This window comes from Bacteroides sp. NSJ-39 (genome assembly GCF_014287315.1).
Classification (GTDB): Bacteria; Bacteroidota; Bacteroidia; order Bacteroidales; family Bacteroidaceae; genus Bacteroides; species Bacteroides finegoldii.
The window spans coordinates 90,652-114,549 of record NZ_JACOOB010000006.1 but is presented as its reverse complement, the minus strand read 5'-3'; the positions used below and the strand labels follow the sequence as shown (position 1 = coordinate 114,549).

Below are 23,898 nucleotides of genomic sequence, written 5' to 3'. Positions count from 1 at the left end.
GTACACTATAGTTATACGAAGTAAAAGTAACGAATGAAATGAGTCTAAATAGTGAATCGATTATAAAAGAATGCCCATAGAAATCAATAGGAATAGGAAGGCTATCATTGTTTAATTCAAAACCTAGTACGAAAAAGAAACAAACAGAAAACAACCGGAATTTCGGATTGATTCATCAAAACAACGAATATTGGTTATCCCGCAGGCTTTTCACCTCCCGTTCCTTTACGATATCATCTTCGGATTATTCTTACTTACCCAAGAAGTAACTTGTGTGAATGAATATGTTAAATGTTAACGTGTAAAGTCTGAAATGTTAATACGCTTCCCGGATTATTAAACCCTGTTATAATATGGGCTGTTTAGGCTCTAAAATTTGCTATTTACCTGAAATATGGTACCTTTGTACAGTGTTTTTTCATAAGTATTAGATTTAAGGTTAACAAAAGATTGGTTGCTCGTGATGAGTAGCCATTTTTTGTTTTTATACACTATGATTGTTTATTCCTTAATCATAGTCAACAGCATCTTAAATCTCTCCACTACACTTTTCGAATATGCATTGTTTGTCTATAACAAAAAACGATTTTTATTGTTATAGTACGAAAGACTCAATAAACTAACCATTATTATGAAGAAGAATATCTTATTGTTTGGAGCACTGATAGGTGCTTTCTTATTGGTTTCCTGTTCGGGAGGAAACAAGAAACAGGCTGCGTCCTCCGTCACTCCGGAGGAATTGGATAATGCCAGTAAAGTGATAAACTATTATCATACATCGCTCATCGTGTTGAGGCATATAGCTAATGCAAAAGACGTAAATGCGGTCTTGGGATATATGGAACAGACAGGAAAAGTTCCTGAAGTATCTCCGATAGCACCGCCTGAAGTATCTGCCAGAGACACTGCGGAATTGATGGATCCGGGAGATTACTTTAATATACAAGTCCGTCAGAATCTGAAGCAGAGTTATAGAGGACTTTTCAGTGCACGGGCGCAATTCTATGATAATTTTAATAAGTTTCTCTCTTACAAGCAGGTCAAAGAGACAGCCAAGGCTGGCAAGCTCTTGGATGAAAACTATCGGCTAAGTGTAGAAATGTCCGAATATAAACAAGTGATTTTTGATATTCTAAGCCCTCTCACGGAACAGGCTGAAAAAGATCTTCTTGCCGACGAACCGTTGAAAGATCAAATCATGGCTATGCGTAAGATGTCCGGCACTGTGCAAAGCATAATGAATCTTTATTCCCGCAAACATGTACTGGAGGGTGCTCGCATTGATGTGAAGATGGCAGAATTGAAGAAAGAACTCGAAGCTGCAAAGAAACTTCCTGCTGTCACAGGCTATGATGAAGAGCAAAAGAATTATTATAGCTTCCTGTCTTCTGTGGAATCGTTTATGAAAGATATGCAGAAAGCAAGAGATAAAGGCGCATATTCCGATGCAGATTACAATGCGATGTCGGAAGCCTACGAATATGGACTTTCCGTTATCTAAAGAATTGTCTACAGGCAGGATAGAGATGATTACTGTTGTTTTTCAACCTTATGCGGTAAAAGCATTGTTTCACATACCCAGTCATTTGTTCCGCGGGCAGACTGTAGATACCGATGCGATGGAAGATGTAGAACTGTCGGATTTAGTGAAACAGGTCACGGATACTTCTGATAATGCAGTTTGTATTCGGTTGATAGAACAGTTTTTTCTTCGTCGTTTATACACTCTTCCTGAGTATAATCTCAAGCGGATGTCTGCTGTCTTTCATGAAATAAACCTCCGGCCGCAAATCAACATTTCTCATTTGTCGGAAACAGCCTGTCTGGAAGTGACTGCTGTTCCTTCGTCCCCTTATCCGGATTATTCTACCGGAATATAGATCTCCGTCAACAACTCTTCGGGGGGAGTGTCACATGGATTGTTCAGATAGCGTTCAGCACTGGCTTCATCACGTATCGTACATTCCATTTCGGGCAGATACTTTCCGTAAATCGTATCGTACACAGCTTGCAGATTGTCATACGGGCCTTTATAAAGGAAAATAGCATAACGCCCGGCTGGGATAACCTTGAATCCCACATCACTTTTGGGGGCAACCTTTACAGGCATTACCATGCATACGTCTGTACGCAGTTTTTCGGCTAGCGTCACTTTCGGATCATCGTGGTAGATGCAAAGCGGGCTGAAATCTCCCATCGGCAGTTTTTGTTCTTTGATGAATTGGAATAAACGGCCCCAAGTGCCACCGTAATCATTCAGTTTGTAGTCGCCTGTAAGGCGGATATAAATCACATTCCGTTCCGAGACATTTCTGATCTCTTTTTTTAGTTCCAGGTCTGGCCTGATAATCGCTGGTTTCATAATTACAAAGTTTTTATTGTTTCTATATTCTAAAGGTGAAATGCCATAAAATTGCTTGAATACTTTCGATAATGAAGAAGGGGATGCGTAACCAATCCGGTAGGCGATGTCAGCAATCGGAATATCCGAGTAGCGGAGTAGGCGTGCGGCAGCTTCTGTCCGCGTCCGGACAATAAACGTACCAATCGGTTCACCGAGAAAAGCTTTCATGATCCGGTGAAAGTAAAAAGGAGAAAAGTTTGAAATTCTGGCCAGAGATTTTAAATCAATATCTTCTCCTAAATGTTGGATAATGTATTCCACTACAACATTTACGCACTTTTGATATTCCTCTTTCGTTGTTTTTTTCTGTTGCATAACTAATTTTGGTATTTCACTTCGCAAAGGTATTGGTAAAAAAACGAAATGACTTGTCCGATATTGCGGAAATGTCAACTTTCTATTTTCTTTCTATGGTTGCCCTATACCTGTTTTGAGAATTTATTTTGATATATAATGTACCTTACAGTGGTGTTATGGTGTGAACCATGACCAAATTTTTAACCGTTAATTGCGAAATTGATTTTCTTGTTTTAAATAATGTCAAAAACTAAAATAAAAAAGCAGGTTTTGTTATAAACTATTATTGAAAATGATTATATTGTAACCGAATTATTAATAAAAATAGCCATGGATAAAACAATTGTAGGGAACAATGCCGGAAAGGTCTGGTATGCCCTGAAAGAAATTGGTGAAATTTCAATACCTGAATTGGCGAGAAGATTAAACCTAAGCGTAGAAAGTACAGCATTGGCTGCCGGTTGGTTGGCACGAGAGAACAAAATTTGTATCCAACGGAAAAATGGATTAATTGCTTTATCTGATGAAAGCACTTTTCCCTTCAGCTTTGGATAATAGTAGGTTTTGTGAGTGAATATCTTTGAAGTTCCGTTAACTTATAAGTAAGAATATGTCCGTATAAGGTATCACAAGTTAAGTTTGAACTTAAGAAGTTTTATATTTAAAAGAGTTGCTCAATAATAGGGCAACTCTTTGTATAATGAATGTATAAAAATGTCTGTTTATTATGTGTGATAGATAAAATATATATACTTTTTATGTCGATAACTTTGCCTTCCTTGCTATTATTGATTGTTGTTTCTTGCCTATCCACGTGGATTGTACGGCTTTTTAGTTTGCAACGTTTTATCTCCGGATTTACGGCTCCTTTTATTCTGTCTGTATGGATATTACTGTTTGTCTGTTCTTGCTGGTTTCCTTCTTTACTATTGAAATCCGAAAATACTGCGGGAACGCAAGCATTCGCTTTCTTACAGTCGTTTAGCCTGAATATTGGACAAGTGATGTTCCAAGGTGGCGCTGTATTGACAGGTCTGTTTTTTCTTTTAGGTATTTTGGTTAATTCTCGTGTGAATGCTGTCTATACGGTGTTGGGAGCATTGTTGCCTATTCCTGTAGCTCTGTTGGCAGGAGTCGAATCTGCGGTATTGAATGCAGGGCTAATGGGATATAATGGTGTGTTATGCGCTATCGCTTTGGGAGACAAGACATGGAGCGGGGGAGTGTATGCCGTATTCTCCGTGTTATTATCTGTTTTTCTTCAACTTTTGGGAATGGATGTCGGAATTACTACACTGACTGCTCCGTTTGTTTTTTCCGTATGGATTACGGTAGGAATACGGTATATGTTGCTTACCCTGTTTCCTGCTAAGCGGAAAGTTGCCTGAAAAATTGTTGTGATAATAAACGGATGACTTTGTTTTTGTCGGTAGTATGGACTGATATAGTCAAACAGTGGTCATTACTGCCATAAGCGATTAGGGATATGGGAATATCTTTGATTGTTTCTATAATACTGCTTTCTATCTGTTTGTGTTTCCAATGAAGGGAGCCTATAACATGTATTACGGACATATTCTCATCGGTAGTCATTTTTACATATTTGTGTAGTTCTCTCTGAATGATGCGCAATGTGTCACGGCTGGCGGCTAGGATCATGGAAACGGATATATTGGATGAGGCCATAGAAATAATTTTGATTTTATATTTGCCTATAACTTCCAGTAGTTTACCCATCAGTAAATAGTCGGGGAGTACATTCAATGAGGTAAAACGAACGAGGGTGACCGAATCTTGTACAAGTATCGCTTTTATATTGTTTTTCGTATCATGGGAAGAAATATATAGCTTTTCGGTTGTCGTATCATTGGTATCTATCAGGCGGATGGCTATATTTGAATGTGCTGCAAGAGTGATACAATCTGCATAAAGTAAATATGCACCATTATTTATCAGTTGTTCGGCTTCTGCATAAGTCAGAGAGTGCTGTTCGCGCTGGTTATTTAGATTTGCACAGATATGATTGATTTCTGTTGATAAGAGGACTTCATTTGCATTAAAGACCGTAGCCAATATGATAGTGTAATAATCATTGTATTTTTTGTTAACAAAATCTATTTCACCATATACGTTCTGGCATAAGGAGAGAGGAGCTATGAATATTTCAGTATCCTGATTTTGCTCTATATATGGTCGGATATTTTCCTGGATATAGGGAATGTCAGGCTTTCGTTCAAGATTGAGTTGCATAAATATGCTGGTGTCGAGTAACTTGGCATTTATACCTTGTTCACGTAGGCAATAAGTAAATAAATGGCTAAATAGTCGGTATATTTCAGCTTTTATTATTTTATCTATAAGTAAATCAGCTTTTCCTTCCACTAAGTTGTGGATATTATTACAGTATTTTTGGATAAGTACATTTATGTCTTTGTTAAGTTTATTACTTGTGATAAGATGATCTGCTAATGTATAGTAATATTCTTCTATTGTATTGATAATAGAATGTGAAGTTTCGTCTTCATGGTGAAACCAGCTGGCAGAAATTTTTTGCAGCCATTTCTGTAGAGGTATTGCTGTTGGAATTACTACTACATGAGGATGTTCGTTTCGAATACAATCAATAATCCGTATTATCTCTTCCTCGTTCTTTATTTTTTCAAATTTACAAACTTTCATCGTTATCTGGTATTTTATTGGTTGCTAATCTTTTTTCAAAATGGAATGCTTTTTTTCAAAATAGAAAGCTTCTATTGAGCTTTTTAGTTACTTTGAATATTGCAAATATTTAAAAATAAGATTGTTAATCACGATCTCGTTATTGGGAAAGTTGTTCCTTCCTATGGTTAATATGCCAATATTATACCATAATCTAAAAGATATGTCAGTTTTATATTTGGAGTGAAAATAGAATTAGAATATGTATTTTTGCATCTTTAATGATTGATACCTTTTTTTGAAATGACTGAAGATATAAAGAACAAGCTATTGATGTGTGCGGAAATTTATCATTGTGCCGGTTTTATAGAAAGTGATCCGGTGCAGTTCCCTCATCGTTACACACTGAAACAGGACATTGAAATTAGCGGTCTGCTGACGGCAATAATGAGTTTTGGTAATCGTAAGCAGATACGGAAGAAAGCAGAGGAGTTACATGGATTAATGGGAGATTCGCCTTACCGATATGTATTATCATGCCGTTGGAAGGACGATTTCCCTGCGGGAGCGAAGAATAGTTTTTATCGAATGCTGTCATATGATGATTTTTATGGATATTTTCAGCGTTTGTATACAGCTTACTCCTGCTTTGACAGTTTAGAGGAAGCTTTAAATGTGTATACCGGAATACCGATGGAAAAGTTATGTGCTTTTCTTGAGGTTTCTGCAAAAAATCCACAGAAAAAACTGAATATGTTTTTGCGTTGGATGATTCGTCGGGATTCGGAAGTTGATTTTGGGATCTGGGATAGTTTCGACCAGAAAGATCTGATCGTTCCTTTAGATACACATGTTTGCCGGGTAGCTCATTATTTAAATTTGACGGATTCGGAAACTTTCTCTTTGAAGAATGCCCGTCAGATTACTGTTGCTTTGGCAGAGGTATTTCCTGATGATCCTTGTTTGGGAGATTTTGCATTGTTTGGGTTAGGAGTAAATGGGGAAATATAAATCAGTCGGTAATGTAAAAATCGATTATAACAGAAAAAGTAAGGGTTTAGGTACTTACCTTTCAGTTATAATCGAAGAAAGAAATATTAGAACGTTCTTATTTTGTCTTTAAATTCTTCCCATCCATTTGCCGATTTATATTTTTCCGCTGTTCCGGAAGGAACACGAATGGTTGCTATGTTTTTAGGAAATCCGTACCATACCTTTTCAAATACTTGTGGTGGAGTTGTTGCTTCTACTTTCACTTCCTGAATACCTGTATTATCGAATGCTGAGAAATTGATTTGGATGACATTCGAAGGAATGGTCAGATGAGTCACTTTTTGGTTGCCACCGAGTAGCCCTTGGCCTAATATCCGGATGCTTTGTGGAATTTCAAAGTGAGTTAATTGTGGACATCCTTCAAAACAGCATGCTTTGATTATGGCGTCAGGGGTGTCACTGACAACAGATCCGTAAGTTAGTACTTCTGTTAATTCCGGGCAATGGTAGAAAGCTCTGCCTTCTAAAGTTATAATTCCGTTTGGTAATTTTGCTATTGTAATACCACTCTCACGAAAAGCTTCTATCCCGATTATCTTTACATTTTCAGGGATTTCAATTGTTCTCAGCTTTGAAGTTCCAAGAAACGCTTGTGCTCCGATTTCCTTTAGTGTTAGAGGCAGTTTAATTTCTTCAATACCAGAGAAAAAGAATGTGCTGGCAGGAAGTGTGGTGATCTTTGTCTGACTTAGGTCTACACTCTTCAAGTTCTTACAATAGTAAAATATGTCTGCTTCAAGTTTTTCTAAAGTTGAAGGAAAAACGATTTCTTGAATGCTTGAATTGAAGAAAGCTTCTTCTCCGATAGCCACAAGTCCTTCATTGAGTATTACTTTACTTATTTTTCTACCATAAAACACTTTTTTCGCAATTGATTTTACATGATTGGGCAACGTGATTGTTTCATAACCGTTCACTACTTCCGTTAATACACCATTTTCTATACGTATAGGGGCTATTTGCACAGTAAATGTCTTTTGCTTCCCCTCTATGGTAACTGTAACCTCTTGTTTTTCAACGGGAGTTGAAGAGGAAAAGCCGCTGATTTGTTCCAAAGTTACATTTACAGGTCGTCGTTGACCGTCATCGTAATTGCCTATCACTTTAATTCCGGTTAAATCAATCTTTTCACCTAGCGTATAGATCGTTTTTTCGGGAAGCTGTTCTATTGAGAAACTTTCGAGCAAAGCCTCCGATATATCGGATGATTGCCCAATGGATGGTGAATTGTTTTTATATTCATCACTTTCTTTTCCGCATGCTACCATAAAAAGCATGAGATTTAATAACATAACAATCTTTTTCATAATTTTCTTCTTTTACAAGTTTTCCGCTTGCAAAAGTAGCGAGATTTTACCTTTTCAGAGTTACAATGCAGTCTCGCATTTCTAACACTCTTGATTGGTAAACTCTGATATTCAGTTGTTTGTAGGAATGGATGCTTGAATTTTCTAACACTAGCCTAACGACTATTCAAAAAGTGATAGAAACAGGTCTTTGTTGGCTGTTTCCGCAGATTTTATGCGTGACTTTAGACGTGATTTGCGGGCGTAGACATTGGCTACTGTATCTTTCATAAACAGACTGATAACTTGTGGTGAGAAGCCGACAAAGATGTAACAAAGTAACCGTATGTCTGTTTCCTTCATTGCAGGAAAATCATTCCGTAGTTTTTGCATGGCATTATCATGGCAGGTATTAACAATTAGTTCTAGTTCTTGCAACATTTCTCCGTTTTCTGAAAAGTCTGTGATGATTTGTTTTACTTCTTGGAACATGGCAGCTTGCTGTGACGAAGTGTTCTCCCGCTCATAGTAGGTCTTGCCTAGTTTATCGATGATGTCGAAACGGGAGGCGATCAATCCTTTCAAGTGATTTTCGGTATTGCGCTGTCCCTCCATGCGTTCTGTCAAAGCTTTATATTCGGAATTAGCTTCTTCTACCAATAGTAGGTAGCGATCTGTGCGTTCACGTTGTAGACGCATACGTTGTCGGATTATGTACCAAGCTATACCTGACAACAGAATGACTATAATTATGGATGAAATCTCTAGAATAGTACGATTTTTCATGCGATATTCCGCGAAAGCCGATTGTTCCTGGAAATACTCTCGTTCGACCATACCGGCAGAAAATTGCATATTCGAGCGCGTCAGGGAATCAGTCAGATATATGTAGCGGTGTATATTTTCTGTTGCTTTTTCAAAGTTTTTGGATTGAGCTTCGATCCGATAAGCAGTATAGTATAAATTTGCCATGTCACGAATGTCGGTTGTATGTGTTTCTGCCAGTTTTAGATAATGACGTGCACTGTCCATGTGATTCTTTAGAAGTTGCACATCAACCAGTGTATGATAACCGTATAATGTATCTTTTCGTGCGGAAAGTTCAATTCGTAGCAATAGGTCATGAGGTATTTGTTTCTTTCCGGATATTACATAGAGAGAAGCTAGGTTGGTCAGACTGGATTTGGCCAGTTTATCACTTTTTTGCTCATCAGCCAAATCAAGTGCGGAGGAGTAGAGTCGTATTGCTTTCTCAACATCCTTTGAGTGGTAAGTAGCAGCAGCCATATCAAGTGTAGCTTCTGTTTCTTCACGTAGATTTTCGGATTGACGGAAGTTATTCCGAGATTCCCGGAAATAATGATAAGCCCGGTTATAGTTCATCTGTGCATAATATACTTCACCGATCTGGCTATATAAGAGTCCTTTATAATAGGGCTCATTAGTATCTTTCAACTTTTTCTCAATCTCTAGAAAAAGGCGTAGTGCTCCAGCTTTATCATTTGCACGTAATTTGATACGTCCCCAATAATAGAGAGTTGTGCATTGGTTACGCAAATCTTTCGGATGATGCTTATAGTAATTCCAAGCTTTTCGGATAAGGGAGTCACTTGTTATTTTGATATGGTTCTGATCCAAAGCGGCAGAATAAAGTAAAGCGTATTTGGCCTGTTCCGCTTGTTGGCTTCCTGGTGTAAATTGCTGTAATATACTCAAAGCACTGTCCGGCTTATTTTGCAACAAAGCTTCCGCTTCATTAAGGAGGGAATTTTGCTCTCTGTTATAGCATCCTGTAAAAGAGAAAATTATCAATATTTTAAGTATTATCTTACTTTTCATTCTGTAAATTGTAGTTTAGGGGATCATATATTTACCAATTTATCTCCTTTATTCCCTTGCTCTGTAAGAAAGCGTTCGCTTTGCTAAAATGTTTGCAGCCAAAGAAACCATATTCCGCTGAACGGGGAGATGGATGAACAGTTGTCAATACTAGATGCTTGTTGGTATCTATCAAGGATCGTTTCTCTTTTGCGTAACTTCCCCAAAGCATGAAAACTAGATTTTCTCGTTTATCACTTAACTTTCTGATAACTGCGTCTGTGAATATTTCCCATCCCATATTTCGGTGTGAACCTGTTTCGTGTGCACGTACGGTAAGAACGGAATTCATGGGAAATACCCCTTGTGTTACCCAACGGTCCAAATTGCCGGAGGTAGGGATTGGCTTTCCCAAGTCTTGATTTATTTCTTTAAAAATATTGGCTAATGATCCGGGAATGGTTACTCCATCCGGAACGGAAAAGCAGATTCCATAATATTGTCCCGGATTGGGGTATGGATCTTGTCCAAGAATAACGACTTTGACTTTCTCGAAAGGGCAGGAATTGAATACATGGAATATTTGATGTCCGAGAGGAAGGATATGTGCCCGTTCATATTCACTTTTGACGAATGCAACCAGCTTTTCAAAGTATGGTTTGTTGAATTCTTCCTGTAATTGTTGTCTCCAACTTTCTTCTATTTTGACATTCATTGGTTACTGAAAAATTGTACAATGACAAAGGTAGGCATATTGTGATAAAATATCAAGAATAAGGTTATGGCATTTCTCCATTTGACACCAATTGCGTGCTAATAAATGATAATAAACGTCTTTCTTATAAAAAAGAATGAATGTAAACGTACTTATTTAATTTATTGCATTACCTTTGTACGCAGAGTTTGAGTTACGAATTGTTATCGTATAGTTCTTCTTTTAATATAATGTTAGTAAGTAGTCCTCTTCTTTAATTATCCTCCTCACTCCAATTTAGTATTTATTTTAATAAAAGTTTTTAGATGAACATTTACATTGCAGGTTTAAGTTATCGCACAAATGATGCGGACTTAACAAATTTATTTGCAGAGTTTGGAGAAGTTTCTTCAGCTAAAGTTATTATGGATAGAGAAACCGGTAAGTCCAGAGGATTCGCTTTCGTGGAAATGACAAGTGATGAAGAAGGGCAAAAAGCAATAGACGAATTAAACGGCGTTGAATACGACCAAAAGGTTATTTCGGTAAGCGTTGCACGTCCTCGCGCTGAAAAACCGTCATACGGTGGAAGCCGCGGAGGTTATAGTAACTCCAGAAGATATTAATATCCGGACTTTAGGAAAGCGGAAGAATTTATATTTCTTCTGCTTTCTATAAAGTCTTTGTATCCGCCTTTATGATTTATCTGCGGAGGCTTTTATAAAAACGGATAGCCGGAAAAGAAAATCATCAAACAATTAAGTTCTGCTAATTCTCACTCCTCCGTGTAGTGCAATAAGGATATCCTAAATCCTGATCTTTTCATGTCTAAAGAAGAATTATTAGGCTTTACTACAAATTTTAAAAAATTCTATTTATGACATTTAGAGATTTAAATATAATCGAACCGATTTTAAAAGCAATTGAAGAAAAAGGATATATTGCTCCAACATCTATTCAGGAAAAAGCAATTCCTGCCGCATTGGCGAAAAGAGATATATTAGGTTGTGCACAAACAGGAACAGGAAAGACCGCTTCGTTTGCAATTCCTATTATCCAGCATTTGCAGGCAAATAAAGAGACAGATAAACGTCAGGGTATCAAAGCACTGATATTAACGCCTACCCGTGAGCTTGCTTTGCAAATCAGTGAGTGCATTGATGATTATTCAAAATATACCCGTGTGCGTCACGGAGTTATTTTTGGTGGTGTGAATCAACGTCCGCAGGTTGATATGTTGCGCAAAGGAATTGATATTTTAGTGGCAACTCCGGGCCGCTTGCTTGATTTGATAAATCAAGGGCATATCCATCTGACTAATATAGAATATTTTGTGCTTGATGAGGCAGATCGTATGCTCGATATGGGTTTTATACATGATATCAAGCGAATATTGCCGAAACTTCCGAAAGAAAAGCAAACGCTGTTTTTTTCAGCAACAATGCCGGATAGTATTATTGCTTTGACAAAGTCGTTATTGAAAAATCCGGTGAAGATTTATATAACACCGAAGTCATCAACAGTAGATTCGATCAAGCAAATTATTTATTTTGTGGAGAAGAAGGAAAAAAGCCAGCTATTAATTTCGATTCTGCAAAAGGCAGAAGACCAGTCAGTGCTCATCTTTTCACGAACAAAGCATAATGCTGATAAAATTGTTAGAATATTAGGTAAGGCAGGGATTGGAAGTCAGGCTATTCACGGAAACAAAAGCCAAGCAGCGAGACAGTCTGCATTGGGGAACTTTAAATCGGGGAAGACGAAAGTAATGGTGGCTACCGATATTGCTTCCAGAGGAATTGATATTAATGAATTGCCGTTGGTTATTAATTATGATCTTCCTGATGTTCCCGAAACTTATGTACATCGTATTGGTCGTACGGGAAGAGCTGGAAATGAAGGTACAGCACTTACGTTTTGCTCGCAGGAAGAACGGAAATTGGTTAATGACATTCAAAAATTGACAGGAAAGAAACTGAATAAAGCTGATTTTGCTATTTGAAATCAGCGAATTATAATCCTTTAAAATATAAATATTAAATTAAATATAGATTCTATGGCAAAATCCATGACAGTTGGTAAACGTGAAAATGAAAAGAAAAGACTCGCTAAACGGGAAGAAAAACTCAAGAAGAAAGAAAGCAGAAAATTATCAGGTACCAGTAGTTTCGATGATATGATTGCTTATGTAGACGAGAATGGAATGATAACTTCAATTCCGCCCACTGATGATATTAAAAAGGAGGAGATTAATCCGGATGAAATAATCATAGCAACTCCAAAGAAAGAGGAAACAGAGCCGGTAATTTTGAAAGGTCGAGTTGAATTCTTTAATGAATCGAGAGGCTTTGGCTTTATAAAGGACCTTTCAGGAGTTGATAAGTACTTTTTTCACGTGAACAATGCTGCACCAGGTATTGCCGAAAATGATATTGTGACATTCGATTTGGAACGTGGGGTGAAAGGGATGAATGCGGTTAATATTTGCTTGGAAAAGCAGTAAAACTTTATCTTTCCCGACTTGCAATTAGGAATATTCGATAAACACCATTTGGGGGTGACCTACAAGAGAGCAAGCTTTCCTTTGCAAGAGGAACTTGCTCTTTATTTTTTTCTTAATATTTGATTCCTGTTTTGCTGAAAATGTGGAAGCTTGAGGAAAAAAAGAAAATCCCTGAAATGTTTAATTTTCAGGGATTTATCAAATTTGAAGTCTTTAAAAAGTGGTGCCACCAGGAATCGAACCTTTTGCTTCGGTTTATTCTAACTCCTTGAGTGACTGTACCTTTTTGCTTTATCTTTTATGAAAACCATTGAATTGGCCTTACGCTAAATTCATTGTTTTTCTTTACTAATCTGACAAAATTTGTCTCTTTGACACTGCAAATATAATACACAGGTTCGATTTCTGCAAATATTTTCATTCCTTTTAATTATAGTTTTCAACAAGAGAAAAAAATAAAAATATGTGCTTAATTAAATGCATTAAGAATTTATTTATTGTTTGGGGTGTTGACTTTAAAGTTGGAAATTTTGCTTCGCAAATCATTAGAAAGATATACCCCTTGAATCTTTATTTTGCATGAATAAACCAAAAGCACTAAAAGAGCAAAAATACAAATGACGACTATTTCACTAGGTGCCAAAAAGTTTGGAACTGACTTGGGCATGAAGGCACCTGCAAAGAGATCTACTAAACATAAGATTATGGCTCCCACCTTTCCTAAAGCACTCTTTACCTTTCTTGATTTTTGTATCTCTATATCGCTTACAATTTGTGCAATCACAGTATTATTGGTTTTCATTGCATATTCTTTCAACGTAAATATCGAAACTTCTTCATTCTTAAATAGAAAAATATAATTCCCAATTAAGGGTACTGCTAGTGTACATAATGCAAAGAGGATACAAGTAAAAAATTTCACAGTCCAAATACAGACAATACCTAATATTACGAATGGAATCAGGTTTATTAGAGTTAAATCCTGAAACGTAATTCCAGGTTCTTTTTGGGGACAACACACACCTAAATACAAATCTGTAAACACCAATAGAATAAGGACATTTGTCCATATATCCGTATCATAAATCTTGTGGTTGTCAAATAACGCAATCAAATCTTTCATGTTGTTCATAAATACTTTTTTAAATTAATAGTTTATAGTAAAGTGGCAGTCAACAGTTTTTAAATTTCCATTGTATTAAAATATAGAGTTTATACAGAAAAGAAACAGGGCTATTGGTTATCAATATCCTAAAACCTTATTCGATATAATGTCTACAGATTATACCATTCAAATATATTATGTGTTATTGGATTCTACAAATATACAGATACTATTCAGAATGTCATAACTTCTCCATAAATATTATTTTGTACAGTTTTGTTTTACTTATAATTCATGCCTTTATCATACTTTGCGGCATTGCTGCATGAAGGAGGTGTGCATGCCAAAACAGAAAAGTTTTTTTGAGCCATTCATGTAAAAAGGATATACAGGATGTCATCTGATGACTTTTAATGACATCTGATGACATTGCTTTTTATGTTTCGGGTATAAAGCGGTTCTTTGTCGTGTATTAATAGTGAACTAACCCTTGAAAATGAGATGCCATGAACATACAAGAAGCAAAGAACATCAGGCTTGTTGATTTTTTAGCCGGATTCGGATACGAACCGGTAATACAGCGTGGGAACAGCGTATGGTACAAATCGCCCTTCAGGACGGAAAAGGAAGCCTCTTTCAAGGTTGACCTCCATAAGGAACTGTGGTATGATTTCGGTCTGGGGAAGGGAGGGGATATTATAACGTTGGCCAAGGAGATTTATCGGACACAAGATATAGGTTATGTATTACAGTGTATTGAGAATAAAAGAGCCGTACTGAAACCGGTTACTGTTTCCTGTCCGTTTGAAAAGGCATATCCCGCCTTTCAAGATCTGAAAATCATTCCTCTTGCCAACCGGATACTGCTTACTTATCTGAAGGAACGGTGCATCGATCTGGAAACTGCCCGAAAAATATGCAGGGAAGCCCATTTTAAACGGAATGGGAAGAATTATTTTGCCATCGCTTTCCCTAATATTTCCGGAGGGTACGAAATCAGGAACAGGTATTTCAAGGCTTGTATTGCTCCCAAGGACATCAGTCGCATCATTAGCACGCCGGAAAGCAGGATTTGCTATATTTTTGAGGGGTTTATGGATTTTCTGTCTTTCAGACTGGCTTTTCCATCTTTGGAAGAGGGGGATTATATAGTGTTGAATTCTGTCAGTAACTTACAGAAGGCTTTTTCTTTCCTTTCACAATATGACGGCATCCGTTGCTGTCTGGATAATGATACCGCCGGGAAAAATGCGGTGCAGGCATTAAAGGACAAATACGGAATCCGTATATGCGATCTTTCGCATGAATATTCCGGATATAAGGATCTGAATGAATATTTGTGCGGGAAGAACAATCTGCTCCATATCTAATAGAAGTTTTGAAAAGACTGCCTTATGATATGCCCTTGTTTCCTTCCTGTCATATGTGGCAGAAGAAAACAAGGGTGATTTTTCATGTGGTGATACTATGTTAATAGTAGAATGTGGTCAGATGCGTTTTATGGTCTTTTACAATCTTTACTTCCTGCATCTGTCCGTATATCTCACGCATGGATACCGGACAATCCATCTTTTCCCATTCTTCCGGGGAAATCCTCATGTCGGAATGCCTGAAACACAGCATGACCATTTCCTGAGAATCCTCTTCTGCGAATATGGTACCTTCATGATCGTTGACAAACTGTTTGAGTCCATCCTCATCCTTACAGGATATTTCTCCGACGTACATATCCTCGCCCGACCGGGTGTTTTTGCGGATATGGATTTTGAACCATTCCCGGCTTTCCGGCTGTTCAGGTGCGCCACACTCCCACAGGGCTATTTTCGCATCGTAGTAAACCTCCCCGTTTTCACATGCCCCGTAATGCCCCCAATGCTTGAAACGACCGGTAGTCCATGCCTTGAACCTTACATCGCCTGCCTTTACCAACAGACACTCACCGCCATGCATATCGCATTTGATACCCTCTTTGTCACGGGACACGAATGGAACACGGGAAAAATCCCGGAGTATAATGTCATCTCCATATACGGCATCTATAAAGAACAGCCGGGAACGCTCACCATAACCGGAAACAAAGAACAGGTTGTCTCCTGTCCGTGGATACCGGTCGGAGCGTGTCTTTTCGATGTGTTCCACCATGGTATTCACTTTATCTATATCTTCCTGTACAAGTCCGTGTATCCGATCATACCAGTAGTTCAGGCGGATGAAAGTTTCTTTGCTATACTTGTTTGTTGTCTGAATCATAATTTTCTTATTTCGTGATTAAACATTTCCGGCTTTGGCAAAGCCGATATTTCTATCTCTTACATGTCAGACATTTGTCTTTTGCTCTGATAGTGCAAGGCTTGGCGAAAAAATACCGCAGCGAAGCGAGGATGATTTTTTCAGCCAACCAGTCCGAAGGACCGCCTTGCGCATTAGAAGCAAAAGGCTACCTTTACATGTAAGAAATAGAAATGCTGACTGATATATGATTCCAAAATAAAAAAGGTGAGTATTTACGATAATATCCCAAATAGGCTTATCTGATTTATAATAACTGAAATCTTAAACTTTGAAAAGGAATTGAACGTTTTCAGATACAATACGTTATATTTGCATTTTTATAAGAAAAAACTACCGTCATAGTACCCAAATGACGGCAGTTTTATAAAAATTGCAAAATCGTATTAGAGTACGACTTGATAAAAGCAATACAAAATTACTTTTCAGTATTGTGAGTTCCTGAAGCTGTAATTTTGCATACAAGACGGTCATTTTGGCGTGAAGCATTGTTATCCCATTGCAAGGGACGGAGGTTGGATAGATTATCAGTTCCACCTTTTGAAACAGGAACGATATGGTCTATTTCCCAACCATATTCACTATTTCTATTTCCGTAGAACCTTCTTCCAATCCAAGCCTTGCATTGGTCTTGACGCCAAACAGCTGGGTCATTTCCAGCAACTGGTGTTGCCTTTTCCCATACTTGTTGAATGGTTTCTTCTGAAAAAGCCATAATATGCAATTTTAATTCGGGGAATCTTTGTATACGATAAGTTTATGTCGCCCCTGCAACAAGATTGTATCGTATATGTCTCTTATTCTCAGTTTTCAGGGGAGAAGTCTATAAAAGCCTGTCGCATATCCTCACGGACTTTAAGAAAAGGCTTGCGATACCTTATGGAAAAGGTAAACAAAATGAGTGCCAATACCCTTTTCCTGACAAAATGTCATAGCAATCTATGCCCAAAGTTATCAGATATAGAATAAAGAAAATTTGTAGATATAAATAGAACAATTATTTCAATTGAAGTACAAGACCGCGGTGGTAAAGAAGCGAATATCATCGTCAAAGGGGAACGGAACAATCAGATTATGTTTGAGGAACAGTTTGATTATAAGGACGAAGAAAAGTACTCTTTACGTCTTCATCTTCTGAAAGGGCGATTTATGGAAAAATTTTCGAAACTTGGCGAGAGTGTAGGTATTCTTTGTATCCGTAAACTATTCAATGATATAACGATACGGAGTAAAATGAAAGCTAATCCCGATTATAGAACACTTGATAAATAAAACGTTATGGAAGCTCAAACAACATGGACTGCTTTAAGGCATAGTCTCAAGATAAATTATTGGAGTGACCAAAAACAATGCTGGGTTAAGAAAGTAAAGAAAACCGCAGAGCAAGCTCCCAAGGTTAAATTTAGATAAAGGCAGGATTATTAGAGCCTTCAAACATAGTTCCTATTCTGACGTTGAAGTTCTTGCCCGTATTCTTATAGCGGTACATTCCATCGCCACGGTTATATACTTTGGACGTAGGGGTCATAAGGAGAAACAGGAATACCGTTTGCCCAGCGTTGCTGTTCCAGATACTTGATGCAGCTTTCCTCTGTAGGAAATGCTTCCAAGAGGTCATATAAAGAAGTGAATTTACCAATATTCATCTTACTAAAGTTTATAGTTCTTGCTATATATAACTCTGGTGAGAAAAGTTGCTTGGGAAAACAGTTATCTGTGTATATAGAAATACCGCCCAAAACTCTTGTTCTGAACGGCATTATTGGCAAAGTTAGTTAGGGTATTGTCGTAAATACTCACCATAAAAAACTTATAATCGGCCGGTTCTGTAATAAGAAAGCCATGAAACCCTCTCTTTTTATCGTTTCCATGACTTTCTTATGTTTATGTCGTGATACTTGGAAACGGGTATTACCAATGATCAAATGTTTCCACCCTGTTTTTTTCCAACAGAACAAGAATGTCCTTTTCCTTATATAATAATTTGCCTCCTACTTTGTAATAGGGCAACCTGCCGTTCATTCTGTAATCAGCCAGCGTTCTTCGTGTCAGCTTTAATTTCTCCGCCAACTCGCTGTCGGTAATGTAACGCTCTCCGTTCAGGACCGGACGAAAGTTTTTCTCCTGGTCATCCAGCATTTTGGACAGGGTGCTTATGTTCCGAAAAAAACGTATAATCTCAGGGCTTTCTTTGGTCAGTATGAATTGAGTCATAAGGATTCGGGGGTTACATGGTGAATACTGTTTTCCAAATAACGTATAATCTCCTGACGCCTGTAATATACCTTGCGGTCTATATGGCTGTAAGGGATAATCCTGCTTCTCCGAAGTTGCAACAGCTTTCGGGGCGAGACATTCATAAGCATACACGCTTCCTGGTTATCAATCCAGTCATCCATACTACAGATGCCTCCTCCGCATGTTTCACGCATTTTCTTTTCAACGGCTTCCAAAGCCTCATTCATTTCCATGAATGCCTTAGCTTCGATACATACAAACTCCATAAACTCTGCTTTTTTTGTCCGGCACGAAAATACGGGAAGTAAAAGTCGTGGGCAAAAGGATGTCATCAAACGGCATCAGATGTCATCAGATGTCAGAGACCGCTCTGTTTGGGGAAGCAAATTAAAAGAATGGCTAAAAGTCTGTTTCTTTACCGGAAAAACAGTATTTTTATCCCGGGCAATCTGTCCGAAAATAAAAAAACAGGAAATATGGAACTGATAATCAATGCAACATTATTACTAGCGGCTATCGTTCTCTGGATATACGGACAATACTGGAGGAAAAAGTGCGGCAAGGTGCTATGCCAATATGCAGCAGCCTACGATGAGCGGGAAGACAGGGAGAAACCGCTACGTCAAGCCATCATAGCAGGAAATCCTCATGCACCGCTGTTATATGCGCTGACTTGTCCTGAGCTGTTTGATAAAGTCCGTCCGTTGCGATTGTTCTCATTCGGGAGCATTCGCTGCGTGTTTGCCGGCTATTATTTTCCCAAACGCTTTGAAAGCTGGCTTTGTGATGACCAGTTGGCATTCGTGCAAAAAGTATATGATTTCAAGGATGGAAAAGACAGCTGTACGGAATATTTTTCACAAGCATTCCTGCTTCTTTCCACTGATGAGGATATTACTGCCATGTTTATGCCGTGCAGCACATCAGACCGCTATTACAGACGTTTCTCAGGTATTGCCAGTTTTCTGGAAACGCATGGCTATGTCCGTTCAGGACTGGATTTAATATGCATTACGGAAAGCAGGGAGTGTAAACACGCCTCAGAAAAACGCTCTGAAATAAATACCGCCAACTATATGATGTCAAACGATCTGTACGGAAAGCGCGTGGTGATTGTCGATGATTTGCTGACCAGCGGATCCAGCCTGATGGAATACGCCCATAATCTGGAAAGGGCCGGTGCCAAAGTGGAAGGTGCTGTATTTCTTGCCCGTACCTTTCAGATGCCTTCGCCGACAAAAGTAAAACGCCTGGTATGGAAACGCCATCTATCAGTCCTGATCTGGAGAAGGTCTGACGACCTGTAAATTGTAAAGTTTACATTCGGATTTTACAATTTTACACCTCGAATTTTTACATTTCAATTTCCCCTATACTATTTTTATATCTGTATTTTATTGATTTGCAGCATTATATAATTCCCCGTCCAATATAAACGGATAATGTGGCATACATTTTTCACTGAACATGGCATATACTCTTGAAAGTGCGCACAAGAAAAGGGTATTCCAGTAATAACCTTTAAAAAGACAGGAGAAAATTGCCATGATGTATATAGACAATGAAGTGCTTGAAAAAATGATAATGACCATAGTGGAAGGTTTTGACCGTATAGAAAAGAAACTGGACAGGATGGGACGCGTGAAGGACTGCCTGAATGGAGACGAGCTTTTGGACAACTATGACATTGCCAAACTGCTAAACGTGTCATTGCGGACAGTCGCCCGTTACAGGGAAAAAGGGCTGATCCGTTATTACCAGACGGACGATAACGGGAAAAACTTCTACAGAAGCTCGGAAATACAGGAGTTTTTACAGAAACGTGGGAAAAAAGATAAGGGCGGGAATACCAACATGGGAAAGTTATGCTAACTTTGTTTCATAAACAGTTGTTATGAAGACAAATGCCAATTCAAGATATACCGTTGCAGTCCTTATTGACGGGGATAACGCATCCTTTGAGAGGATGGAAGATATAATGGGCTTTGTTTCCCGTTACGGGGATGCCGTTGTGAGACGAATTTATGGAGACTGGACGAGGAAAGCGCTTTCCGCATGGAAGGAAAGTGCCAGGGAGCATGGATTCAGGCTTGTACAAGCTTCCTCCCATGTTCCCGGAAAGAACACGACGGACATTGCACTGGTCATAGATGCGATGGATATTCTTCGGGACGGGCAGGCGGACTGTTTCTGCCTGGTGGCCAGTGACGGTGATTACAGCCTGCTTGCCCAACGGATACGGGAAGCCGGGGTGAAAGTGCTGGGATATGGGGAAGGAAAGACCCCGGTGTCATTGGTACGGTCCTGTTCCGTATTCCTGTATGCCGACCGGAAGGAAAGCAAGGCAGAGGAGAACACTCCCGAATTCTTTATCCGAAGGGATATGGAGTATTTCGACAAGGCTTTTGAGCAGGCGGCTGACGGCAAAGAAGAGGTTTCCCTTTCACTGATCGGCGGTGCATTGAAAAAAATGATGCCCAAATTCAAGGTCAGGAGATATGGATGCAAGACATTGGGCAAACTCTATGAAAAGTTGGACCGGTATGAGCTGGTCATGACGGAAAAGGGAGTGGCAAATGCCGTACGGCTGAAATATTAAACCGCATGGCAGGAGTGTTCCAAAACGTCAGTTTCTCCTATACATCGTTTTATGTATCAGGAGAAACTGACGTTTGTGTTCTATACCGGGATGGGGTTTACCCGTAACGTGTCAAGATTGAGATAGGCTCCCCGGTAGAACGTTCTTCCTTCCCTGAGCATGCGCCACAGGACGTCGCATCCGATTTGTGCCAACATGGAATTGATGAAGAGATCCTGTTTTTGCAATGCCTCAGTCAGCGAGCAGCTCGGTCCTGAATCCTTCTCCCTGATGGTGGAATAAGGGACTTCCTCCGTTATGACGTTCATCTTGGGTATAGGCAGGTATTCAGTGGAGGAGGGCTGCGGTATCTTGCTTTTGACATTACCTATCAGTACTTGTCCGGTGGTCTGGGCATTGCCGAAATCCATCCAGTATATTGGTGATTTCTCGTCATCGTATGAACGTTCCCTATGCTTTTTCAAAAAACGCCACAGACCGGTCCGTGAACGGGTGGTGTCCGTGCAGGTGATGATGATATTCGCCAAAACGGAATCTGATGTTCCTGACGGATAGCATTGCCCTTTTGCTTCCCATGAAAAGCCGAAAAAGCGGTTGATACGGGTTACAAGTGCCACCGCCTTGTTCAGTCCGAGCTCGGATTCGCTGAACAACTGGCGTCCGATGTTCGCTTCCGTGACAGTATCGGGGTCAAAAACCGTCAAGTGCAGGCCCGGATGTCCGAGTGCCTGCAATGCGATACTCATTCTTGCCAGATTGGTGGCCACCTGCGATCCGGTTCCGCCCGCACCGATTACGAAAACGGTTACGGGATGGTGGGGATTGAGCAGGTATCTGTCTGTATAATGAATCTTTTTCATATCAATAAGTCTTTAAGTTGTCTGTCCATAGGTTTCAATTCGTTATAGTCAAACGGATTGGTCCGTGCCTTTTCCGTCACCGAAACCAGATTGCTTTCGGTGGGATTCCTGCTTCCTCCCAAATGGGAAAATTCACTGAGCCAGAAGCGTTTTTCCCAATGCTCAAGGAGTTTTGAGAAAGTCATGTTTTCCGGAGGAGTCAACGAGGCATTTCCCAGGCAGACACTGCTTCCCGTTACATTGAAAAACGGGGCAAGGAAAAGCGGGCTGTCTTCTGCCGGTGCTTCTCCCTTATAGGCAAAAATTTCCAGTCTGTCACCGGAAACCCTGTAAATGACACCGGGTACATGGAATGTCCCGTCCGGAATATTCAGCCTTTCGGAAAAGAACATCTGCCGTTTTCCCGGAGGATTGTACCAGATGTACCTCTCGTGTCCCTTGCGTGTATCGCACCACAGCATATTGGTGGGGATTTTCCCATGCGGTACATCCTGCCGGTTATCCGTATAGTATTCCACAAGGGAGTCCATAAATTCATACGTAACGGGGACGGCAGCCTCCATCCGGCCTCTGTCGTTGATCGGATGCAGTTCGAGATAATATGTCCCGTGTCCATAGCGGCCATCACTGTATTCGTAAGCAATCAGTGCCGCTTTGGGAACCATCACCTGTTGAAGTTTCTTAGTCAGTTCATTCATGTCATTCGTTTTAAAAGTTGTCATCAATATAGCCTGTAAAACACACCAACCATCTGGAAAGCCTTTCCGGATAGTCATCCATCTGAAAAAGACTGTCCGTTTCCGGTGTCAGTAGCTTGTAAGTGACCGGAGTAAGGGCATAGGTTTCCTGATAATCCGAATTCATATACCCCTTGACACACTCCGCCAATGTATCATCAGCAGAATAGACCAGTATGACCTGGCTTTCCATTCCCACCGGGGGAAAATCGCATTCCTCTTCATAAGCCCAATCGTACTGGTAGCCTGTCAATACCGGGCTTTCCGGAGTAATCAATGCCATGCCGTCCTCAATCAGTTCCAACAGCTTCAGCTCTTTTTCCTTTTTTGTCCGATAATTCCGCACAGCCTCCTCCAAAGACTTGCAGAACGGTTTGCCCGACATCCGTCTGAGTGCTTTCATCCGTTTTCCAGACTGATAGGAATCTGCCAGCCGTTTGTTCGCCCTGACTTCCTTCGGGGAAGCATCGGAATCCCGGTTTCCCCAGTCTTCCAGTTCTTCTATGGCAAAGTCATAACAAAATGTCTCAGTAATATCGTACAGTCTGTGGTGTCGGACAAATAGCCGGATGAACTCTCTGACAATGTTCTTCAATGATGCCGAAAGCCGTTCGGTAAAATCAACCGGAATCCAAAACAAAGTAGGTTCCGGCCAGTCATGATGGCGGAACAGACAGAAATGCAGCCTTCCGTCCTTCTTTTCCAGATTGATACACTCCGGTACACACTCTTCCATAACTCTGTACAACTCGGTAATATTCAGGCGGGGGCAACCCCCTTTCCTGTATCGGAAAGGGAGTTTTATACCCATAAGTTCCGCATATCTTGATGCCGACCGGTAGAGATAGTCAAAATTTTCCGGAGTCGTGAGATTGACCGGAGAATCATTATCCATATCCTGATGCCAATAATCCGGTGCAAGGGGTGTGATTCTACCGGTCAGAAAAGCATTGTGCTTCCCGGTGGCAGAAGTATCCTTCTTTTCCGTTCCGAGGTTCCCCTTCGGATGTGGGACGAACTTACTGAGAGAATAATCAGCCGTGCCAGTCCATCCTTGGCTTGTTCTGAAAGCTGTCTGCATGTTTCCTTATCCTTTTTTTTCTTGTTCATACCGCTTACCCTTTCACTCCGATGGTTGTCTTGAAGCGGTAAACCGCCTTGTCGTCCTCCCACTCAGGACCATGTACCGTTGCCGTAGTCAGTTCAGGGTAGGTCATGGAATAGAAGTCCATCACCTCGTTTACGGACAGTTCGCTGTTCGGATCATCCAACACGAGCTCCACGGAGTCCTTCTTGAATTTGAATACTCTCTGCAATCCTTTGATTTCAAGTGCCATATTATTTTTCTTTTATAGGG

General features: G+C 39.7%; 26 protein-coding genes and 2 pseudogenes. 13 read left to right on the top strand and 15 right to left on the bottom strand.

Annotated elements, in window-relative coordinates; translation table 11 throughout:
* Positions 1–631 precede the first annotated feature (631 nt).
* Positions 632–1,501, top strand: a complete 870-nt coding sequence (locus tag H8S63_RS09045; RefSeq protein ID WP_186926555.1) for a hypothetical protein — start codon at positions 632–634, stop codon at positions 1,499–1,501.
* 7 nt (positions 1,502–1,508) lie between these two features.
* Positions 1,509–1,826 (top strand): annotated as a pseudogene (locus tag H8S63_RS09040) (AraC family transcriptional regulator); the annotation flags it as partial.
* 35 nt (positions 1,827–1,861) lie between these two features.
* Here H8S63_RS09040 and H8S63_RS09035 read toward each other — a convergent pair.
* The gene (locus H8S63_RS09035; protein ID WP_186926553.1) at positions 1,862–2,719 is read right to left on the bottom strand and encodes a GyrI-like domain-containing protein; all 858 of its coding nucleotides are present in this window, start codon (positions 2,717–2,719) and stop codon (positions 1,862–1,864) included.
* A gap of 312 nt (positions 2,720–3,031) precedes the next feature.
* Here H8S63_RS09035 and H8S63_RS09030 point away from each other — a divergent pair, with 312 nt between their 5' ends.
* Both H8S63_RS09030 and H8S63_RS09025 read left to right on the top strand, forming a co-directional pair.
* A complete protein-coding gene (locus tag H8S63_RS09030) occupies positions 3,032–3,256 on the top strand; it encodes a winged helix-turn-helix domain-containing protein (protein ID WP_007751301.1) in 225 nt (74 codons plus the stop codon).
* A 197-nt stretch (positions 3,257–3,453) separates the two neighbouring features.
* A pseudogene (locus H8S63_RS09025) lies at positions 3,454–4,089 on the top strand (urea transporter); the annotation flags it as partial.
* Here H8S63_RS09025 and H8S63_RS09020 read toward each other — a convergent pair.
* The gene (locus H8S63_RS09020) at positions 4,070–5,380 is read right to left on the bottom strand and encodes an aspartokinase (protein ID WP_186926552.1); all 1,311 of its coding nucleotides are present in this window, start codon (positions 5,378–5,380) and stop codon (positions 4,070–4,072) included. The pseudogene H8S63_RS09025 and the gene H8S63_RS09020 sit on opposite strands and share 20 nt — an antisense overlap.
* Positions 5,381–5,662: 282 nt before the next feature.
* On the opposite strand from H8S63_RS09020, the gene H8S63_RS09015 reads away from it, so the two are divergent.
* Positions 5,663–6,370, top strand: coding sequence for a TIGR02757 family protein (locus H8S63_RS09015; protein ID WP_186926550.1), 708 nt, complete (start codon positions 5,663–5,665; stop codon positions 6,368–6,370).
* Between the two features lie 86 nt (positions 6,371–6,456).
* Here H8S63_RS09015 and H8S63_RS09010 read toward each other — a convergent pair whose 3' ends face one another.
* From H8S63_RS09010 to ung, 3 genes are all read right to left on the bottom strand, one after another.
* The gene (locus H8S63_RS09010) at positions 6,457–7,719 is read right to left on the bottom strand and encodes a leucine-rich repeat protein (protein WP_186926548.1); all 1,263 of its coding nucleotides are present in this window, start codon (positions 7,717–7,719) and stop codon (positions 6,457–6,459) included.
* A 162-nt stretch (positions 7,720–7,881) separates the two neighbouring features.
* The gene (locus H8S63_RS09005) at positions 7,882–9,537 is read right to left on the bottom strand and encodes a hypothetical protein (protein ID WP_186926547.1); all 1,656 of its coding nucleotides are present in this window, start codon (positions 9,535–9,537) and stop codon (positions 7,882–7,884) included.
* A gap of 31 nt (positions 9,538–9,568) precedes the next feature.
* A complete protein-coding gene (gene ung, locus H8S63_RS09000) occupies positions 9,569–10,231 on the bottom strand; it encodes a uracil-DNA glycosylase (RefSeq protein WP_007751285.1) in 663 nt (220 codons plus the stop codon).
* A 305-nt stretch (positions 10,232–10,536) separates the two neighbouring features.
* Between ung and H8S63_RS08995 the strand changes: the two genes are divergently transcribed.
* The 3 genes from H8S63_RS08995 (at position 10,537) to H8S63_RS08985 (ending at position 12,713) form a co-directional block, all read left to right on the top strand.
* Entirely contained in the window at positions 10,537–10,836 is a 300-nt protein-coding gene (locus H8S63_RS08995; RefSeq protein ID WP_007766506.1) for an RNA-binding protein, read from the top strand.
* A gap of 251 nt (positions 10,837–11,087) precedes the next feature.
* Positions 11,088–12,212 (top strand): DEAD/DEAH box helicase, encoded by a 1,125-nt coding sequence (locus H8S63_RS08990; protein ID WP_186926545.1) that lies wholly within the window; start codon positions 11,088–11,090, stop codon positions 12,210–12,212.
* A 54-nt stretch (positions 12,213–12,266) separates the two neighbouring features.
* A complete protein-coding gene (locus H8S63_RS08985; protein ID WP_007751279.1) occupies positions 12,267–12,713 on the top strand; it encodes a cold-shock protein in 447 nt (148 codons plus the stop codon).
* A 490-nt stretch (positions 12,714–13,203) separates the two neighbouring features.
* Here the strand turns inward: H8S63_RS08985 and H8S63_RS08980 are convergent, their stop codons facing one another.
* Positions 13,204–13,845: a hypothetical protein gene (locus tag H8S63_RS08980; RefSeq protein WP_044269005.1), complete on the bottom strand. Its 642-nt coding sequence runs from the start codon at positions 13,843–13,845 to the stop codon at positions 13,204–13,206.
* A gap of 479 nt (positions 13,846–14,324) precedes the next feature.
* Between H8S63_RS08980 and H8S63_RS08975 the strand changes: the two genes are divergently transcribed.
* Positions 14,325–15,188: a toprim domain-containing protein gene (locus H8S63_RS08975; protein WP_044269007.1), complete on the top strand. Its 864-nt coding sequence runs from the start codon at positions 14,325–14,327 to the stop codon at positions 15,186–15,188.
* A 100-nt stretch (positions 15,189–15,288) separates the two neighbouring features.
* Here the strand turns inward: H8S63_RS08975 and H8S63_RS08970 are convergent, their stop codons facing one another.
* Both H8S63_RS08970 and H8S63_RS08965 read right to left on the bottom strand, forming a co-directional pair.
* Positions 15,289–16,068 carry a DUF4121 family protein gene (locus tag H8S63_RS08970; protein ID WP_044269010.1) on the bottom strand — a complete coding sequence of 260 codons (780 nt, stop codon included), beginning with the start codon at positions 16,066–16,068 and terminating at the stop codon, positions 15,289–15,291.
* A 457-nt stretch (positions 16,069–16,525) separates the two neighbouring features.
* Positions 16,526–16,822: an HNH endonuclease signature motif containing protein gene (locus H8S63_RS08965; protein WP_044269012.1), complete on the bottom strand. Its 297-nt coding sequence runs from the start codon at positions 16,820–16,822 to the stop codon at positions 16,526–16,528.
* A 434-nt stretch (positions 16,823–17,256) separates the two neighbouring features.
* Here H8S63_RS08965 and H8S63_RS20070 point away from each other — a divergent pair, with 434 nt between their 5' ends.
* Positions 17,257–17,379 (top strand): hypothetical protein, encoded by a 123-nt coding sequence (locus H8S63_RS20070; RefSeq protein WP_255467643.1) that lies wholly within the window; start codon positions 17,257–17,259, stop codon positions 17,377–17,379.
* Positions 17,380–17,609: 230 nt separating this feature from the next.
* On the opposite strand, the gene H8S63_RS08955 is transcribed toward H8S63_RS20070, so the two are convergent.
* The 3 genes from H8S63_RS08955 to H8S63_RS08945 all read right to left on the bottom strand — a co-directional run bounded on the left by H8S63_RS08955 (position 17,610) and on the right by H8S63_RS08945 (position 18,611).
* Complete coding sequence (locus H8S63_RS08955; protein ID WP_139147471.1) at positions 17,610–17,753, bottom strand: transposase; 144 nt, start codon at positions 17,751–17,753, stop codon at positions 17,610–17,612.
* A gap of 265 nt (positions 17,754–18,018) precedes the next feature.
* A complete protein-coding gene (locus H8S63_RS08950; RefSeq protein WP_004288682.1) occupies positions 18,019–18,321 on the bottom strand; it encodes a helix-turn-helix domain-containing protein in 303 nt (100 codons plus the stop codon).
* The gene (locus H8S63_RS08945) at positions 18,318–18,611 is read right to left on the bottom strand and encodes a helix-turn-helix domain-containing protein (RefSeq protein ID WP_074783555.1); all 294 of its coding nucleotides are present in this window, start codon (positions 18,609–18,611) and stop codon (positions 18,318–18,320) included. The genes H8S63_RS08950 and H8S63_RS08945 overlap by 4 nt, the downstream gene beginning before the upstream one ends.
* Before the next feature lie 210 nt (positions 18,612–18,821).
* On the opposite strand from H8S63_RS08945, the gene H8S63_RS08940 reads away from it, so the two are divergent.
* The 3 genes from H8S63_RS08940 to H8S63_RS08930 all read left to right on the top strand — a co-directional run bounded on the left by H8S63_RS08940 (position 18,822) and on the right by H8S63_RS08930 (position 20,944).
* Positions 18,822–19,652 (top strand): phosphoribosyltransferase, encoded by an 831-nt coding sequence (locus H8S63_RS08940; protein WP_172718863.1) that lies wholly within the window; start codon positions 18,822–18,824, stop codon positions 19,650–19,652.
* A gap of 238 nt (positions 19,653–19,890) precedes the next feature.
* Positions 19,891–20,217 (top strand): helix-turn-helix domain-containing protein, encoded by a 327-nt coding sequence (locus H8S63_RS08935; protein ID WP_004288686.1) that lies wholly within the window; start codon positions 19,891–19,893, stop codon positions 20,215–20,217.
* A 22-nt stretch (positions 20,218–20,239) separates the two neighbouring features.
* On the top strand, positions 20,240–20,944 hold the full coding sequence (locus H8S63_RS08930) for an NYN domain-containing protein (RefSeq protein WP_036631704.1): 705 nt from the start codon (positions 20,240–20,242) through the stop codon (positions 20,942–20,944).
* 80 nt (positions 20,945–21,024) lie between these two features.
* Here H8S63_RS08930 and H8S63_RS08925 read toward each other — a convergent pair whose 3' ends face one another.
* From H8S63_RS08925 to H8S63_RS08910, 4 genes are read right to left on the bottom strand one after another with little or no spacing between them, the layout of a single operon-like run.
* The gene (locus H8S63_RS08925; protein WP_005858536.1) at positions 21,025–21,804 is read right to left on the bottom strand and encodes a PRTRC system ThiF family protein; all 780 of its coding nucleotides are present in this window, start codon (positions 21,802–21,804) and stop codon (positions 21,025–21,027) included.
* On the bottom strand, positions 21,801–22,502 hold the full coding sequence (locus tag H8S63_RS08920; RefSeq protein WP_036631708.1) for a prokaryotic E2 ligase family D protein: 702 nt from the start codon (positions 22,500–22,502) through the stop codon (positions 21,801–21,803). The genes H8S63_RS08925 and H8S63_RS08920 overlap by 4 nt, the downstream gene beginning before the upstream one ends.
* 10 nt (positions 22,503–22,512) lie before the next feature.
* On the bottom strand, positions 22,513–23,622 hold the full coding sequence (locus tag H8S63_RS08915) for a hypothetical protein (protein ID WP_117589800.1): 1,110 nt from the start codon (positions 23,620–23,622) through the stop codon (positions 22,513–22,515).
* Positions 23,623–23,656: 34 nt separating this feature from the next.
* Positions 23,657–23,878: a PRTRC system protein C gene (locus tag H8S63_RS08910; protein WP_005858542.1), complete on the bottom strand. Its 222-nt coding sequence runs from the start codon at positions 23,876–23,878 to the stop codon at positions 23,657–23,659.
* Positions 23,879–23,898 lie beyond the last annotated feature (20 nt).

Coding starts and splice junctions, on each gene's coding strand:
- H8S63_RS09045 (WP_186926555.1), top strand. CDS start 632: ATGAAGAAGAATATCTTATTGTTTGGAGCACTGATAGGTGCTTTCTTA.
- H8S63_RS09035 (WP_186926553.1), bottom strand. CDS start 2,719: ATGCAACAGAAAAAAACAACGAAAGAGGAATATCAAAAGTGCGTAAAT.
- H8S63_RS09030 (WP_007751301.1), top strand. CDS start 3,032: ATGGATAAAACAATTGTAGGGAACAATGCCGGAAAGGTCTGGTATGCC.
- H8S63_RS09020 (WP_186926552.1), bottom strand. CDS start 5,380: ATGAAAGTTTGTAAATTTGAAAAAATAAAGAACGAGGAAGAGATAATA.
- H8S63_RS09015 (WP_186926550.1), top strand. CDS start 5,663: ATGACTGAAGATATAAAGAACAAGCTATTGATGTGTGCGGAAATTTAT.
- H8S63_RS09010 (WP_186926548.1), bottom strand. CDS start 7,719: ATGAAAAAGATTGTTATGTTATTAAATCTCATGCTTTTTATGGTAGCA.
- H8S63_RS09005 (WP_186926547.1), bottom strand. CDS start 9,537: ATGAAAAGTAAGATAATACTTAAAATATTGATAATTTTCTCTTTTACA.
- ung (WP_007751285.1), bottom strand. CDS start 10,231: ATGAATGTCAAAATAGAAGAAAGTTGGAGACAACAATTACAGGAAGAA.
- H8S63_RS08995 (WP_007766506.1), top strand. CDS start 10,537: ATGAACATTTACATTGCAGGTTTAAGTTATCGCACAAATGATGCGGAC.
- H8S63_RS08990 (WP_186926545.1), top strand. CDS start 11,088: ATGACATTTAGAGATTTAAATATAATCGAACCGATTTTAAAAGCAATT.
- H8S63_RS08985 (WP_007751279.1), top strand. CDS start 12,267: ATGGCAAAATCCATGACAGTTGGTAAACGTGAAAATGAAAAGAAAAGA.
- H8S63_RS08980 (WP_044269005.1), bottom strand. CDS start 13,845: ATGAACAACATGAAAGATTTGATTGCGTTATTTGACAACCACAAGATT.
- H8S63_RS08975 (WP_044269007.1), top strand. CDS start 14,325: ATGAACATACAAGAAGCAAAGAACATCAGGCTTGTTGATTTTTTAGCC.
- H8S63_RS08970 (WP_044269010.1), bottom strand. CDS start 16,068: ATGATTCAGACAACAAACAAGTATAGCAAAGAAACTTTCATCCGCCTG.
- H8S63_RS08965 (WP_044269012.1), bottom strand. CDS start 16,822: ATGGCTTTTTCAGAAGAAACCATTCAACAAGTATGGGAAAAGGCAACA.
- H8S63_RS20070 (WP_255467643.1), top strand. CDS start 17,257: ATGGAAAAATTTTCGAAACTTGGCGAGAGTGTAGGTATTCTTTGTATC.
- H8S63_RS08955 (WP_139147471.1), bottom strand. CDS start 17,753: ATGAATATTGGTAAATTCACTTCTTTATATGACCTCTTGGAAGCATTT.
- H8S63_RS08950 (WP_004288682.1), bottom strand. CDS start 18,321: ATGACTCAATTCATACTGACCAAAGAAAGCCCTGAGATTATACGTTTT.
- H8S63_RS08945 (WP_074783555.1), bottom strand. CDS start 18,611: ATGGAGTTTGTATGTATCGAAGCTAAGGCATTCATGGAAATGAATGAG.
- H8S63_RS08940 (WP_172718863.1), top strand. CDS start 18,822: ATGGAACTGATAATCAATGCAACATTATTACTAGCGGCTATCGTTCTC.
- H8S63_RS08935 (WP_004288686.1), top strand. CDS start 19,891: ATGATGTATATAGACAATGAAGTGCTTGAAAAAATGATAATGACCATA.
- H8S63_RS08930 (WP_036631704.1), top strand. CDS start 20,240: ATGAAGACAAATGCCAATTCAAGATATACCGTTGCAGTCCTTATTGAC.
- H8S63_RS08925 (WP_005858536.1), bottom strand. CDS start 21,804: ATGAAAAAGATTCATTATACAGACAGATACCTGCTCAATCCCCACCAT.
- H8S63_RS08920 (WP_036631708.1), bottom strand. CDS start 22,502: ATGAATGAACTGACTAAGAAACTTCAACAGGTGATGGTTCCCAAAGCG.
- H8S63_RS08915 (WP_117589800.1), bottom strand. CDS start 23,622: ATGCAGACAGCTTTCAGAACAAGCCAAGGATGGACTGGCACGGCTGAT.
- H8S63_RS08910 (WP_005858542.1), bottom strand. CDS start 23,878: ATGGCACTTGAAATCAAAGGATTGCAGAGAGTATTCAAATTCAAGAAG.